General features: G+C 54.9%; 16 protein-coding genes. 5 read left to right on the plus strand and 11 right to left on the minus strand.

All coding sequences use genetic code 11. From position 1 onward, the window contains the following. Positions 1-60: 60 nt before the first annotated feature. Positions 61-552 carry a hypothetical protein gene (locus tag IGS51_RS10545; RefSeq protein WP_297078358.1) on the minus strand — a complete coding sequence of 164 codons (492 nt, stop codon included), beginning with the start codon at positions 550-552 and terminating at the stop codon, positions 61-63. A 158-nt stretch (positions 553-710) separates the two neighbouring features. After that, a complete protein-coding gene (locus IGS51_RS10550) occupies positions 711-1,121 on the minus strand; it encodes a hypothetical protein (protein ID WP_297078359.1) in 411 nt (136 codons plus the stop codon). Positions 1,122-1,484: 363 nt separating this feature from the next. Between IGS51_RS10550 and IGS51_RS10555 the strand changes: the two genes are divergently transcribed. Next, positions 1,485-1,727 carry a hypothetical protein gene (locus IGS51_RS10555; RefSeq protein WP_297078360.1) on the plus strand — a complete coding sequence of 81 codons (243 nt, stop codon included), beginning with the start codon at positions 1,485-1,487 and terminating at the stop codon, positions 1,725-1,727. Positions 1,728-1,837: 110 nt separating this feature from the next. Here IGS51_RS10555 and IGS51_RS10560 read toward each other — a convergent pair whose 3' ends face one another. From IGS51_RS10560 to glcD, 6 genes are all read right to left on the minus strand, one after another. Continuing rightward, positions 1,838-2,491 (minus strand): SH3 domain-containing protein, encoded by a 654-nt coding sequence (locus IGS51_RS10560; RefSeq protein ID WP_297078361.1) that lies wholly within the window; start codon positions 2,489-2,491, stop codon positions 1,838-1,840. Positions 2,492-2,851: 360 nt separating this feature from the next. Next, a complete protein-coding gene (locus IGS51_RS10565; protein WP_297078362.1) occupies positions 2,852-3,487 on the minus strand; it encodes a hypothetical protein in 636 nt (211 codons plus the stop codon). Between the two features lie 584 nt (positions 3,488-4,071). Then, positions 4,072-4,482: a transposase gene (locus IGS51_RS10570; RefSeq protein WP_367279315.1), complete on the minus strand. Its 411-nt coding sequence runs from the start codon at positions 4,480-4,482 to the stop codon at positions 4,072-4,074. Next, positions 4,422-4,787, minus strand: a complete 366-nt coding sequence (locus IGS51_RS10575; protein ID WP_297078363.1) for a hypothetical protein — start codon at positions 4,785-4,787, stop codon at positions 4,422-4,424. Before IGS51_RS10575 ends, IGS51_RS10570 begins: the two co-directional genes overlap by 61 nt. Next, complete coding sequence (locus tag IGS51_RS10580; protein ID WP_297078364.1) at positions 4,784-5,206, minus strand: helix-turn-helix domain-containing protein; 423 nt, start codon at positions 5,204-5,206, stop codon at positions 4,784-4,786. Before IGS51_RS10580 ends, IGS51_RS10575 begins: the two co-directional genes overlap by 4 nt. Before the next feature lie 464 nt (positions 5,207-5,670). Next, positions 5,671-7,146, minus strand: coding sequence for a glycolate oxidase subunit GlcD (glcD, locus tag IGS51_RS10585; protein ID WP_297078365.1), 1,476 nt, complete (start codon positions 7,144-7,146; stop codon positions 5,671-5,673). 213 nt (positions 7,147-7,359) lie between these two features. Here glcD and IGS51_RS10590 point away from each other — a divergent pair, with 213 nt between their 5' ends. Continuing rightward, complete coding sequence (locus tag IGS51_RS10590; RefSeq protein ID WP_297078366.1) at positions 7,360-8,586, plus strand: homocysteine biosynthesis protein; 1,227 nt, start codon at positions 7,360-7,362, stop codon at positions 8,584-8,586. Between the two features lie 26 nt (positions 8,587-8,612). On the opposite strand, the gene IGS51_RS10595 is transcribed toward IGS51_RS10590, so the two are convergent. Both IGS51_RS10595 and IGS51_RS10600 read right to left on the minus strand, forming a co-directional pair. Next, positions 8,613-9,917: a hypothetical protein gene (locus IGS51_RS10595; protein ID WP_297078367.1), complete on the minus strand. Its 1,305-nt coding sequence runs from the start codon at positions 9,915-9,917 to the stop codon at positions 8,613-8,615. Positions 9,918-10,058: 141 nt separating this feature from the next. Beyond that, on the minus strand, positions 10,059-10,250 hold the full coding sequence (locus IGS51_RS10600; RefSeq protein WP_297078368.1) for a hypothetical protein: 192 nt from the start codon (positions 10,248-10,250) through the stop codon (positions 10,059-10,061). A gap of 54 nt (positions 10,251-10,304) precedes the next feature. On the opposite strand from IGS51_RS10600, the gene IGS51_RS10605 reads away from it, so the two are divergent. The 3 genes from IGS51_RS10605 to IGS51_RS10615 all read left to right on the plus strand — a co-directional run bounded on the left by IGS51_RS10605 (position 10,305) and on the right by IGS51_RS10615 (position 13,667). Next, positions 10,305-11,261, plus strand: coding sequence for a tetratricopeptide repeat protein (locus tag IGS51_RS10605; RefSeq protein ID WP_297078369.1), 957 nt, complete (start codon positions 10,305-10,307; stop codon positions 11,259-11,261). A 62-nt stretch (positions 11,262-11,323) separates the two neighbouring features. Beyond that, positions 11,324-12,385, plus strand: coding sequence for a low specificity L-threonine aldolase (locus IGS51_RS10610; protein WP_297078370.1), 1,062 nt, complete (start codon positions 11,324-11,326; stop codon positions 12,383-12,385). A 622-nt stretch (positions 12,386-13,007) separates the two neighbouring features. Then, positions 13,008-13,667, plus strand: a complete 660-nt coding sequence (locus IGS51_RS10615) for a PTPA-CTERM sorting domain-containing protein (protein ID WP_297078371.1) — start codon at positions 13,008-13,010, stop codon at positions 13,665-13,667. A 167-nt stretch (positions 13,668-13,834) separates the two neighbouring features. Here the strand turns inward: IGS51_RS10615 and IGS51_RS10620 are convergent, their stop codons facing one another. After that, positions 13,835-14,239 carry a hypothetical protein gene (locus IGS51_RS10620; RefSeq protein WP_297078372.1) on the minus strand — a complete coding sequence of 135 codons (405 nt, stop codon included), beginning with the start codon at positions 14,237-14,239 and terminating at the stop codon, positions 13,835-13,837. Positions 14,240-15,034: the final 795 nt, after the last annotated feature.

A 15,034-nucleotide genomic window follows, 5' to 3' on the forward strand; every position in this document is an offset into this window, starting at 1 on the left:
AAGTAAATAGGCGAAGTAAATAGGCGATCGCCCCCTTTCCAATCCCCTTTCCAACACCGCCTAATTCAGCAGGGCGTAGTATCTGATTTCCACAACGCGCCCGCCGTCCAGCGAAAAGGAAAACGACTCGGATTGATCCGACCCGCTGACGTAATAGATCAGCATTTCGCCATCTGCCAGAGAAGGCGAACCGTAGGCATTGGTCACTGCCTCGTGGGTGTCTCCCACGCGCACCCCTGCCCCTGTTGCCACGTCCCGATGGGTAGTATTCATTTGGAAAACGCCCCCCTCCTGGGATAGCCCCAGCGAAAAATTGGGATATTCCAGGTAAACTAGGGAACCGCAACAGCCGGTTTCCTCAACCCTTTCAGAGAGCGGCTGACCCAACCGCTGCTTCACCTCAGCAACAGTCATGTCGGGGGAAATGCCGCCCAACACGACCATCTCTCGCGAAATCACTGGCGTGTCAGAGACGATCAAATCTGCCTCAGCCGTTTGCAGCGCATCGAGCAGGCCAGAGATGACCTCATTCGGCAAGCCCAAGAGCGTCAATTGACCTGCCTCAATTCTGGGCCCACGACCGACGCTATCCACGACCACCCACTGACCATTTTGCTTCTTGAGCAGGTAATACTCATCGACAATGGGCAGATCTTCATAGCCTCCCTCAGCTTTCGCCAGGGCGTAGTTTTCGACAATGGCGATCGCCCCTACTTGCAGCCTAGAGCCGTGCGGGTGTTTCGTCCGTGGGCTGCCCGGTAGTTTTCGACAATGGCGATCGCCCCTACTTGCAGCGGATGTACATCTGCCGGGTCGCGTCCTGACACTCGCTCAAATTCTTGATGGATAGCTGCATTGAGCAACGGATCATTAAGTATTGCCTGCTGCACAGCCCAATTCTCCTCAGTGCCGCTTTTGGTGGCTGTTGCGGACAAGGCAGTGGTCTGTCCATTGCCTCCGGTCGATGCTGAGGGTTTCTCAGAACGGGGCAAATCTGCCGTTGATTGTGGCGATGCCGAAGGGCTGGAAGAATTGCTCGTTTCAGACAGCGAGGCAGAGGTTGTGGCAGCGGGGCAACCGGCCAGGAGAAGGGCAATTCCCGCAGGGAGAGTGTGCCGCACCGCTTGCGCGAACGCTTTGCGAATCTACAGATAAGTTAAGGTATTCGTTAGAAAAATATGATCGTGCCGCACCGCTTGCGCGAACGCTTTGCGAATCGCCCCCGCAGCATGACCGAAACTGGCCTCCAGCCCAATCTCCATTGCCGAGTCGTCGCCGAACCGACTTGCGTTTTCATAAAATTTCCTGGAAATTCTGTGCGTTTTGGAGCGTGCGTCTCGTGACCGTGACCTAACAATCAATCCGAATCCAGCGTCACCGGATGCCTCGCTCCTGAAGGGACATTCCCATTCACAGTTCAGAATTCCCAAAATTCACACACAAGGCAGGATAGTTTTACGCGAACTTTGCAGAAAAATAAGAAATTGACGAAATCGGGGGCGATCGCCTATCTTGTCGGCGCAGCCTACATCCCCTGGGCCAGCACGCTCCAGCTTCCCCTGGTGGTCAAAAATCTGCTGATTCCAACCGCGCTAGCCATTTTGCTGGCGTGGCTACTGTGGAAAATTGCCAACTTCAACGCACCTGCCAGCAAAGCCCTCAAGCAGCTATGGCGTACGCTGATGATTCTTAGCTTGGTGAACTGGCTGGTCTGGTTGATCGTGTGACGGGTTCCCAGAAACGGAAAAAACTGCTGTGCAGCGATGCTGCACAGCAGTCTTGAAAACGAAATCGAATCAGTCGTCTAAACGCGGTTGATCAATCCCAGAGGCATCTCCTAGCGGTTGGCATAGCCTGTAAAAGCTGCGTCGATATACTGAGACTGCACCCAGCCGCCCTCGGCCAGTTCCACCCAGTTGTTTTCGCGGCGACCTGTCAGCGCAACACGCTGCCCGTCGTAGAGCGTGCTGGTGACGCGGTAGCTTCCGTCTGGGCCAGAGTGAACGTTGACCGACTGGTTTGCAGCGCGGACAATCCCTTCTGGGCGAACTTCACGAGCGCCCACATAGCGGGGGTCTTCGGCGACCGTGCGGGTCACGGTATCCCGGCCGCGGAATGCTGCCAGCAAGAGGGGGAAGCCCACGATCGGCAGCAGCAGCCACCACCAAGGGAAGTTCCGGGCAGCGCCCACAGCATCATCGAACGTCACGCCGCCATCGGCCACGCTGTAGTAGCAGGTCTGGCGAGCATCTGCGCCGTCCTTGGTCACCATCAGCACCACTTTTGCATCCTTATCAGGACGGTCAGAAGCGCCCGCTTCCACTACTTCTTTCAGGGCAAAGCCATTTTGCTGAGCATTTCTAATGCAGGAATCGGTAGCCGTCTGCACCACTGCCGGATCTTGAGCAAAAGCAGGAGCCGCCAGCGTTGCACCTGTCAGCAACACAGCCACACCAGCCGAACGAATTGCTAAAGACGTTAAGTTCTTCATGTTCAAACCATCCTATTTAGAAAAGAGGGGCAAAAAGCTAAACAGAAATCAATACATTAGACAAAATTTGGACAAAGTGGACGAATTGGACGAATAAGATACTTCTCCAAAATCGACCAGCCAATCAGAAAACCAAGCGTTAGAAAGGACAAGTCATCAAACAAAATCGTTAAATCGGGTTCGTCAAGCAAGCAATCCAAATCAACAACTCAAGATCAACAACTCAAGCCAACATTTGCTGTAAAGTAGACGCACCCAGGCTTTATTAAGAACGGGCTATCAGGTCACAACTGCAATCACAACTGCAATCACAACCGTCACCACAACTGCAAAAGCAGTGTGACCCGATAAACCACCCTGCTATTTGCTAGTCAGCGAAGAAGCCAGCTCGACGACTTTGCTCAAGCCAGCCAGATGATCAGAAATCGACTTGACATCGACAGAACCTGTGCTGATGCTGCTGGCATCGTCTGCGAGCTGTTTTATAGCCTGAGCCGCCTGAGAAACCAGATCCTTGGAACCGAAGACCTTAGTTTCGATCTGCTCCTTCAGAGCGTTTCCAGCATCGTCAGCAAATGCCTTCAGGTCAGCCTGGAGCTTGCTTGCAGCAGCCTTAGACGCATCAGCCACCGTGTCAGATTCGACCTTTAGGGCATCCAGCGCAGCGACCGACTCATTCAGCTTGGCGCTAGCTTTAACAAAACTTTTGGAGAGTTTGGCTTGCTCAGCAGAACCCGCAGGCGCAGTCGCCAACTTGTCCAGAGTTAGCTTCAGGTCATCTGCCAGCTTCTGAGCATCTTTGAGACTCTTCGGCACGAGTTTGCTGACATCCGAAGCGTAGTCATCAATAACTTCCTGGGTACTGGACAGGGTTTCGAGGAAGCTCTTGAGCTGGGAGGACAGCGTTGGCTCGGCCACCTTGGCTAGCACTGGAGTTGTAAAGCCCATCGGAGCAGCGATCGCCCCATCGCCAACTACAGCAGACAGCAGTAACAAAACTCCAGCGAGGAATCCAACAAGAACCCGATTGAAAAATGAAGTCATAAAACTACAAAATCCCTTTGAACTCGATAAAGCTGACTCAGCAGAATCTAATCACAGAACGTAGACTCGCCCTATTAAGAAATCCCAAAGAAATTAATGATGTTGCATCGCAACTAGAGCCAAGCAAGCGCTATGGAATAAACCAAAACCTTCAAACAGTAAGAATTCTAGAAACAGAATCTCCAGAAGTAGAAGTAATAAAGCATTAGAAAATGAATGCTCTATCGATCGCGCTACTCCTGCACTACTCTACGCAACTTAACAATGACACCACAGCAATGATTTCTACTCTTGAACAGAGTCAGCAAATCTTTAAAAAACTTGATGACCGTAGGTTAATAGAGAGCCTTCCTGAGGTCAAGTCGCCTGTGCTACAAGGAGGAAGGAGGGATAATCTACGAGTTTTTCAAGCGTCAATCTCAAATTGACCCTTTGAATTTACTGAGATTTTTCGATTTAGATGTATCCAATTTTTGTCAACACTACGGAATCCTGAACTATCTGTTTGAAGATCTCAGGACTTACTACTCTGTAAATTAAGTATCTGACGGTTTTACTCCTACTGGTTCAGGTCGAATGTTGTCGTAGTGACGACTAAGTTTGCTCCTGGCAGTTTCAATCGGAAACTGCCAGTCGATTTTGATATGTTGCTCATGACGTTCTGCAACTAACGCTAAAACTTGCCGTTTTAATTTTTCTATCGTAGGAATGCGTTGATGCAAGCAACCGCGTGCCAACGCCGAAAACTCAATCTCAATCATGTTGAGCCAACTCACGGATTTCGGTGTGTAGTAAAACTCAAACCGTTGAGCTAAAGCGAACGCCTCGGCCGCAGGTAAATTTTCATAGAAGGAACTGGCATTGTGGGTGTTGAGATTGTCTTGTATCAGGCGAATTTTACAGGCCTGGGGTACTGAGTCGCCAGCGCTTGGCAGAACAAGGTGTATTCTCGTTTGGTGCGTTGCGGGTACACCTGAGCTAGACGGTTTCCCGTCAAGGGTTCAATTGCCGCTAACAAGGCACAAGAGCCATTTTTTTCATAGCTGTAGTGTTCTTTGTAGACATGACCCGCTCGCATCAGCAACGGGGCAACAACCTCACCGATGAGAAAACAGGGACGCTCATCGAAGCAGACCACCGGGTAGGCAGGGTCATAAGGTTGGGCGTACAACCAAAGGATCTGTTCCATTTGAGCAATAAAGCGGCTATCCAATTGACCCAGACACCACATCTGCTTGAGGTGAGGCTTCAACTCGTTTTTTTGAGAATCTTCGCAACTTGCGTATGTGAAATGCTCTGGCAATAGTTCAGTTCAACTGCCTTATCCGCCAGCAGACGCAAGTCCCAGCGGTCATGACCGACCGGGGCTTCACTACAAGCTAAGGCCGTAATCTTGGCTCGTTGCTCACCATCAAACTCGATTGGACGACCCGAGCGGGGCTTGTCATGCAGCATCTGCAATCCTTCCTGTTCATAGCGCTCGCGCCATGCCCGCACCGTCGTCTCTGAGACACTTAAGGTCGTCGCAACGGCACTTACGGGTTTGCCTCGGTCAAGTTCCAGTAAACCAGTCGCCCGCTTAAACTGCCGGGCTCCCAGTTGACCCTTACGCAACAAATTCTCTAGGTAATCGCGGTCGGTTGGACGCAGTTCGACTTGGCACTTTTTCATCTCTACTCAGCTAACAATAGGACTGTGAACAGTCTACTACTCACTCGCTTGAGTCCAAAAAACTCAATTTACAAAGTACTTACGCACTTACGATAAGTCTTCCGGGTTTTGGATGATTTCTCGCAGGCTGCGTCCGGGAGAAATCGTCCAACTGCGTAAGTCCTAGATCTGAAGAATAGATGTGAAGTTTGAAGGGCGCATTTCATCCTTTTCTAGACAAACAATGCTTTGAATCCAATCAAAGCCCCGCTTCGGACTTCATGCAAACGCAAGAAGCTAACAGGTGTGATTAAACCATGCAAACTTACCTGCTGCTTAGTCTGGTTGTCAGTCCGTTTGTTATCGGATCTGTGCTTGCTTTTGTGATCAGCGCATCGTGGGTATCGATCGTGATGGTTTTGCTGGGCGAAGATGCTTGGGCGCAAGTCAGACCGTGGGTTGAGCCATAGGGCTTATCTTATCCTCTAGAACCGTTCTAAGGTAGGAAATGCGCTAGGGGCGATCGCCCTTGCGGCTTCTCCACAGGTCTTGGGCGTAGGAAAGATCTTGCCCGGATTCGCCAGCCCTTTGGGGTTAAACACCTGGCGGACGTATTGCATCGTCTCCAGATCCGCAGCGGAGAACATTTCGGGCATATAGCAGCGCTTGTCTGCGCCAATCCCGTGTTCTCCCGAAATACTCCCGCCTACTTTCACGCAGAGCTTCAAGATGTCGCCACCCAACTCTTCAACTTTCTCCAGTTCTCCCGGAATCGCGTTGTTATAGAGAATCAGCGGATGCAGGTTGCCGTCGCCTGCATGAAACACGTTCGCCACGCGATAGCCGTGCTTTTGGCTGAGCGCCTCAATTTCTTGCAGTACATATTGCAACTTCGTCCGGGGAATCACGCCGTCCTGCACGTAGTAATCGGGGCTAATCCGGCCCATTGCAGCAAAGGCGGCCTTGCGTCCTTTCCACAGCATCAGTCGCTCTTGCGGATCGCTAGCGGCAGTGATGTTCCGCGCCCCGTTTTGGCGACAGAGGGCTTCGACGCGCTGCGTGTTGGTGTCCACTTCTATCTCGGAGCCGTCTAGCTCAATCAGCAAAATCGCCTCAGCATCGCGGGGATAGCAGTTCGTGCCGACGACATCTTCCACCGCGTTGATGCTGAAGTTGTCCATCATTTCCATGCCGCCGGGGATAATGCCCGCGCTGATGATGTCCGACACAGTTTGTCCCGCTGCTTCCACGCTAGAAAAATCCGCCAGCAGCACGCGGATGGTTTCCGGCGCTTTTAGAATCCGCAGCGTAATTTCTGTGGCGATGCCCAGCGTTCCTTCGGAGCCGACGAAGATTCCGGTCAGGTCGTATCCGGGCATTTCGGGGATCTTGCTGCCCAAATCGACGATCTCGCCCGTCGCCGTCACCACCTTCAGCCCTAGGACGTGGTTCACCGTTACGCCGTACTTCAGGCAGTGAACCCCGCCAGAGTTTTCCGCAACGTTGCCGCCGATGGAGCAGATGATCTGGCTGGAAGGGTCGGGTGCGTAATAAAAACCTGCGCCGCTGACGGCTTGCGTCACCCAGTTGTTGATCACACCAGGCTGCACGACAACGCGCTGATTTTCTAAATCAGTGTCCAAGATCTGGTTCATGCGGGCGGTGACGATCAGCACACAGTCTTCTACAGGCAGCGCCCCGCCAGAGAGTCCTGTACCTGCTCCCCTGGCGACAAAGGGAACCTGGTGGCGATCGCACACTCGAATCACCTGCGCCACCTGCTCTGTGGTGCGCGGCAGCACCACCACTGCCGGCCGCTGCTTATAGCTGGTCAGCCCGTCGCACTCGTAGACCAGCAGCTCCTCTTTGCGGCGAATCACGCCAGACTCTCCCAAAATCGCGTCAAATTCTTGCAAAATCGGTGTCCAGTCGCGTTGGGAAGACGTTTCGAGTGTCAGCATGGCCAGAGGTTCAGAGTGGTAGGAGAAGGAGTCAGGAATTGAAGATTGACTGAAGATTGACTGTCGAAAGGGATTGACCGAGATGCGAATGAATAATTTGCCCTAACCTTATCATCAGGCGTTTTGCTGAAAGATGCTAGGTGTTGCCAAGGATGCAGCTTCTCCTACATCTTCTCCTGCCCCCGCAACCCGACTCCTGCAACCCGACCCCTTATGAAAACCATCGCCGAAATCAATGACAAGATTCAGCAGCAAACAGCCGTCGTGTGGACGGTGGAGGAGCTAAAGGTGCGGGTGGCGGAGATGGGCGTAGCGCGGGTGGCAAAGACCGTGGACGTGGTGACGACGGGCACGTTCGAGCCTGCGGAATCGTCGGGGGCGGTGCTGAACCTGGGGCATACTGATCCGCCGATCAAGATTCGCCAGTGTTGGCTAGATGGCGTGATGGCTTATTCGGGGTTTGGGGCGGTGGACTTGTATTTGGGGGCGAGCCAGATGGCGGAGATGGGCGGCGCATGGGACACGCCCGACCCGGAGGAACTGCGCGATCGCCCTTCGCGCAACGGGCAGCGGGAGCGGGGCGGCGGCCACGTCATTGCCGACCTGATTGCGGGAAAACCTGTGAAGCTGCGGGCGATTGGCCAGGTGACAGACTGCTATCCCCGCGCCTCGGTGGAGACAACGATTACCCGCGACACGATTAACCAGTTCTACTTGTTTAACCCGCGTAATTTATACCAGAACTTCATCGTGGGCGTGAACGGGGGCGATCGCCCGCTCTATACCTACCTGGGCCCGCTCCAGCCACGCCTGGGCAATGCGGTCTATGCCAATCCGGGAGCGCTGTCGCCCCTGCTGAATGACCCGGATTTGAACCTGGTGGGCATTGGTACGCGAATTTTTCTGGGCGGCGGCGTGGGCTATGTGGCGTGGGAAGGGACGCAGCATTTCCCGCTGCAAAAGCGGCTGCCCAACCGCACGCCCATCGGCCCGGCGGCGACGCTGGCGCTGATCGGCGATGCCAAGCAAATGGGCGATCGCTGGGTCAAGGGCTGCTATTTCAGGGGCTATGGCCCATCGCTGATGATCGGCATTGGCGTGCCGCTACCCGTGCTGAATGAGACGGTGGTGGAACGCTGCGCCGTGCAGGATGCAGATCTGGTGGCTCCGGTGGTGGATTTTTCAATTCCTCGGCGGGTGCGTCCCACTTTTGGGCTGGTCAGCTATGCCCAACTGAAATCTGGCCGCATCACCATCGACGGCCGCAGCGTCCGGGCTGCGCCGCTGTCCAGCATCTTCCTGGCGCGGCAGGTGGCTGAAGAATTAAAGCAGTGGATCGAGGCAGGCGAATTTACGCTGACGGAGCCAGTGGCCCCAATTCCGGGCGATCGCACGTTTCTGGCACAAGATCGACTGGGGTCGCAAATCAGCCTGGAGTAGCGATCGCCCCATGAACCAGACCCACACTAAGAATCTTTCTGGCGTTTCACCGGCTTAGACATGCCCTCACGCCGCACCGGAGCCGGAGCCGCCCCACCCTCGCCAGCACGAACCGGACGAGACGGCGCACCGCCCCGATCAGGGAAGCGCTTCTTGCGAGCGAAGTTGCTGCGTGGGCCGCCACCCTTAGACTTGCGCTTCTTGGGTGGCACCAGACCAATCAACGTTCCGCCCTGCAACATCAGGTCGTTTCCCTTGCGCTGTACGTGCAAATCCCAGAAATAGCCTACGGTCTTGCCCTCCAGGGTTCCATGCAGGATGATTTTGAACATCCGCTCCTTGTCTTCACCAGGTTTGTCGGTTTTTTTGGGAGCCTGCTGCACGCGCACGACAACGCGATTCTCTTCGGGAGAAGCCGACAGCACCTCACCACGCACCGAGAAGTAGCCGTCGGTGAGTCCATCAGGCATTGCGGACTCTGGCACTGTTTCAGATTCAGATGAAGCTTCACCCGTTTCTGGCTCATCTGCCTCTTTGGGTTTGGTTAAACTTTCAGGTTCCCAAACTCCCACAATCTGGGCGTGCAGATCGGCCACCTTTTCGCGGGTACGGGGATACACCACCCACAAGTGAGCCTGGGTCAGGTCAAGATGCTTTTTCACTAAGCTCATGACTCGACCCAGCAGCACTGCATCGATCACGGTGCCGTCTTCTGTGGTCAGCGTGCCACGGGTAAACTGCTCCTCAGAGGGGGCATAAACGCCGCGCACCAGCCCAATTGCACGATACTGCATGGGTTCGCTGGCGGGCGGAATGGGGTGATTTCGCGGGGTGTTCTTTTCAGCTACGCCTGCGTCAATAGTTTCAGAGGCTGCCTCAGCGTTCCCTTGAGTTCCCACCTCCGCCACGGGTTCAGTCGCCGCTGGAGATTCAACCACTGTGCTGTCTAGTTTGTCTGGCGTTGCTGCGGGTTCTGCGACCGAAGGCTTGATGCTCTGAGGCTTGGGGTCTTCTTTGGGCTTGGCGGCGGCCGGGCGAACAGGCGGCTTGGGCGGTCTGGGCGGTGTCAGCGGCTTCACGGTAGCCGTCTTGTCATCCTCCGATAGACTTTCTGAGGCATCCGGCTGGTGGGCATGAGCGTCAGCACCGTTGGGCGCGGGCAAATCGGATGGCACGGTCGGGGCATCGCTGGACAAAGCGGGGGCGGAAATCTGATCCATATCGGTCGGTACTGGTGAGGATAGCTCAGGTGCAGATGATGCCTGAGACGGTTCATTGGGGGACGACGATGACCCAGAAGACTTGGACGACTGAGCGCGAGACGAACTCATGCAACCTCCTTATTGCGGGAACCCATCCACCCGCAAGCGCTGACAGGTAAATGCCAGTGAAACAACAAGCGAACCACTTGGAAATTAAACACTAGGTTAACATCCAGGTTGATGCTGGCTGCCAGTCTTGATTAAGGCATTTTATCGATCGAGCGGTTTCTGGGCCAAGCGACCAAGGGTGACTGGGGTGCATCCCGACAGGCAGGGCGGAAACCTAGACAAATCCGGGTCTGCCCGTTGCAAAGCGCGGGGCATAATTATTCCCTGCTGATTTATACAGAGGCGATCGCCCCGCGTCAGGGATTTCGGCTGATGTTTTCGATGTTGGATCATAATGGAATGGCATTTGACAAATGACGAATTTCTATTTGAGTTTGGGGTTTGGCCGTGTTTGACAAGCGCAATCGTTGGATTGTTAACGGGGTGATGGCGATCGCCGCCTTCGCTTTCTTGGCCCTGCTGTTTCTGCCGTTTATGACGGCGCTGCGATCGGGGGTGGCCAGTTCGGGTGCGTCGCCCAGCGCAACACCCGGCGCGTCTCCTGCGTCGCAACAGGCGGAACTGGCAGATCAGGCGCGGGGCTATGAGCTGGTGCTGCAACGAGAGCCAGATAATCAGACCGCGCTGCGGGGGCTGCTAGAAACTCGCATTCGCCAGGGCGATGTGCAGGGCGCGATCGAGCCGCTGGAAAAGCTGGCCAGGCTCAACCCCGATCAGAGCGATTACACCGTGCTGCTGGCCCAGGCAAGACAGCGCGTGGGCGATCGGGAAGGAGCCGCCCAGGCCTACCGCAGCATTTTGGACACCCAGCCGGGCAATGTTAACGCGCTGCAAGGGTTTGTGGACCTGATGCTAGAGCAGCAGCGCCCCGAAGCGGCCGTCAGCCTGCTGCAAGACACCCTCCGCACGGCGGATGAACGGAATCGAGTGACTCCGGGCAGTGTCGATGTGACTTCGGTGCAACTGCTGCTGGGACGAGTCTATGCACAGCAGGGCCGGACGCAAGAGGCGATCGCCCTCTACGACCAGTCCATCGAGCAAAATGCCCTTGACTTTCGCCCGGTGCTGGGTAAGGCGCTCGTTCTGCAAGCCGCCGGACGCACCGAAGAATCCAAGCCGCTATTCGACAGCGCTGCTGCTTTGGCTCCAGCCCAATATAAAGATCAGATCAATCTGTTAGCCAGCGGCGGCCAGGGGCAAACTACTGCATCGCCCTTGGAATCGGCTCCGGCGGACGCACCCGCAGGCACAACGACCCTGCCCAGCCCGACTGCTCTCCCAGCAGGCAGCCCCGCCGCCGACAGCAGCCCCTCTTCGCCCTCCCGTGTCACAGGCAACCCCTAAACGGTTCGCCTGCCGCACCCAGACCCTTTGAGAATTCGCAACCTGCACCCCCTCAGCTACCCATGAACTTTTGCAGCGATAACGTCACCGGAGCGTCGCCCGAAATTTTGTCTGCGCTGATTGCGGCTAATGGCGGAGCCGCCATGCCCTATGGAGACGACGAGATTACCCAGCGGCTCCAGCAGCGGTTTTGCGACCTGTTTGAAACGAATCTGGCGATGTTTCCAGTTGCCACGGGGTCTGCGGCAAATGCGCTGGCCCTGTCGGTCGTTTCGCCGCCCTACGGCGCGATCTACTGCCATGCCGAAGCCCACATCAATGTGGATGAATGTGGTGCGCCGGAACTATTTACAGGCGGCGCAAAGCTGGTGACGCTGGCCGGAGCCAACGGCAAAATTACGGCGGAGGCGCTAGCCCATGCGCTAGAACACGCCGGAATTGGGTTTGTGCATCATGTCCAGCCTGCCGCCGTCAGCATTACTCAGGCAACCGAAGCGGGCACAGTGTATACGCTGGAAGAAATTCGGGCGATCGCCCAGATAGCCCATCAATACAATCTGCCGCTGCACATGGACGGGGCGCGGTTTGCCAATGCGCTGGTCAGCTTGGGCTGCACGCCCGCAGAGATGACTTGGAAAGCAGGCGTGGATATGCTGTCCTTTGGCGCGACGAAAAATGGGGCGATCGCCGCTGAGGCCGTTGTCTTCTTCAATCCGCAGCAGGCGCAAGGGTTTGAATATCGCCGCAAGCGGGGCGGACACCTGTTTTCCAAGATGCGCTTCCTCTCTGCCCAGCTCGAAGCCTATCTCACCGACAGCCTCTGGCTGCACAACGCCGCTCACGCCAACCGCATGGCCCAGCGCCTTGCCGCCGGACTCCAGCAAATTCCTGGCGTGACTCTCGCCTATCCTGTCGAAGCCAATGAGCTATTTGTCCGCTTTCCAGACCCCGTGCTAAAAGGACTCCAGGCAGACGGCTTCCGGTTCTATGCCTGGGAGTCGGATGGCGGCTCGATGGTGCGCTTGGTGACGGCGTTCAACACCGCAGCGGCCGATGTCGATGCCTTCCTCAGCGCCGCTCAGCACCACAGCCGACAGACGGTAGAAGGGGCGATCGCCTCTTAATGTGCTGAACGCTGTGCTGAATGATGCGCTGAACGCTGGCCCGCCAAAGAAGACCATCACACCTTACGTAAGTTTATCTAGTCATTTTCATCACAGACTTCCGGGTGAACTCCGTATCTCGCTGATAAAGTGAGCGGGCAAGTTGAAGTTTTTAACTTGAGCTTGCTAATGCCCCTTGTAGAGTTGAGTATGGCTATTTCAGTAAGCCTGTTAGATGTAGACCTGTTGAACTCATGGGATCTTTGAATGATCCACACATTGCGATTTACCCGGTAGTGGCTGCCGTCGCAAGGACTCACCTTGGCTCAATTGACTGGAGCAAGACTGCTCTGTCCTGATTCTGCGAAGAACTGATTAAAATTTTCCATCGTGAAAATACTGTGAGTTCTCCGTGAATTTGAGTCCGTAATGTTGCACTATCCTGCAACCAGAGGCAAGATCGAGCTTAGGTAGCCACATTGGGTGGTGTCTACCCTGAGTCATCAGCCGGGCTTCGAATGCTTGTTGGCATGGTTCTCGATGAGCGCGTTCCATGCCAGAGTCCGTCTGCCTCGATCTACCTAGTGGTGCACTGCCAAACCTGTTCCAACAAAACCACTTAGATAGATCATTCATTCAACTTATGAAATTAGCCTCAACGTTTGCTTTGACGGCGATCGCCGCTGCGGTTTCCGTCCTGTCCGCTCTGCCCGCCGAAGCACTGGACATTTTTCGGGACACTGGTCCCCGGTTCTGGCAATCACTGCCGCCTACGGGTGTGATTGATTTTGAGACACCTGCTCCCGGCATTTACAGCACGTTCAACCAAGACTACGGTGGTGCCACTGCCACAGGTACCAACCTGCGGATTCTCCCTGCCAACCCTGCTGCTGACAACTACCTGCGCTTAAGAAACCTGGGCGGCAGTACCGTCACGTTCACTAGCAACTACAGCACCTGGGACTCTTTCGGCTTCTTGTTTGCCGGTAGGAGCGGACCTAATGCAAACATGAACATCGTTTTTAACTTGGTCGGTGGTGGCAATTACACCACTAGCCTTTCCACCCTGCTCGGTATCGCGGGTTCAGGTAACTACTTCAGTTTTGTGACTAAGGCAGGCGATCCCACCATCGAATCTGTCACCTTTACTCGTACTGCTGGCTTTATCAATATCGACGATGTAGCCTACCGAGTCGTGCCCACGCCCGCATTGCTTCCGGGTATTATCGGCATGGGCCTCGCCGCCCTCAAGAAGCGCCGCGAGGGTGCGCTAGACGAAGCCGAGCCGGATGCCGAAGCCTAGCAGGGTTTGCTGGGGAAATTCAGGACTGATCTGCGCTGAATGCCCCACTTGAATCAACCCTTTAGATAGGTTTCCTGAATCTGTTTCTCCTCATTCGGGCCTACGTTAGATGCCTATGGGATCTAACGCAGGCCTGTTTCCCGTGTTTCCTTCAAACTGCCCTTCAGCTAGCCCACCCGATGCAGCGACGGGGGAAGACTCAGTCCGCAGGTTCGCAGCGGCGGGAAAATGGTTTCTCCGTTTACCTCCACGCCGACTGCGCCATCTACGCCCAGTGCCAGCGCCACTAGCTCGTGCTTGACTTGGGGGCTGGAAAAGCGACCTGTCAGCAAGACGATCGCCCCCCGCTGGCTGACGCGCAGCCCCAGCAGATCAGTCTCGCGGCAGTGCTGACGGAAGCAATGTTCAACTCGCTTGGAGAGGCCGTCGTAGTCAAATTCGCCGCATAGCCCAACCCGCTCTGGCGGAATGCGTCGAAATAGCGGCAGGACGGGAGAAAAAACTGACCGAGCGCCAGAACTGTCGCTACTCTGGTTCTCTTCTGGCTCTGAAAGAAATTGCCGTAAGCTCATCTTGAAGGATGTCACCTTAGGGGTTTATCAAAGCCAAGACATCAACAAACGGGGAAGACACGAGATCGAGAAGACACAAAACAAGCGTGATCCTGAATCTGCAATCCGGAGGGCGATCGCCCAAGTCGTCATGCCCTAAAGCCGCCCCATCATAGGGGAAACCCAACTGAGAAAAAGGCAGCGGGGAACACGTTCGGGCGGCGGCCCATCTTGCTCCTTAGCCATAAGTCATATGCAGCCATATTGCAGTCATATGCAAACAGATAAGGTGTAAACGAACGCTCCAACGGACGCTCCGGGCAGTGCAGGGATTGCACTTTCAAAAGCCGCTGTGCGGACACAGCATCCCAGTCGCTTTTAGAAGCCGGAAGAGTCTGGAGGGAAAAGTTATTTCTTGATAAAGACTTTTCGCAGACTTTTAGGTTTTCCGTATTTCAACTGAGTGTGTCGCACAACGTATACACAAACATACCGTATAGTCCGCAGAAGATCAACCAATTTGTGTAACAATCATCACTTGGACTGATCTGCTTGCGGATCTTCGAGCATCAACTCCGTAAAATTCCGTATGCATCCAATGAGAATAGGCTAAATCTTCATGGTGTCACTTACAGTCGGGCACGACTGAGGATTCACCCAGGAAGTTCCCGACGGGTAGCCCCACAGAATTGAGCCTGACTTTCTGAGATCAAATCCTCCAGTGTCCTGCTGCCGAAGTGAGATCACCTGAAATTACCCTCAGGACTTACGCACTTGCGATTAAGTTGTCTGGGTTTTGGACGATTTCTCGCGGGC

Origin of the sequence: Thermoleptolyngbya sp. M55_K2018_002 (assembly GCF_015295965.1) — a bacterium.
Lineage (GTDB): Bacteria > Cyanobacteriota > Cyanobacteriia > Elainellales > Elainellaceae > Thermoleptolyngbya > Thermoleptolyngbya sichuanensis.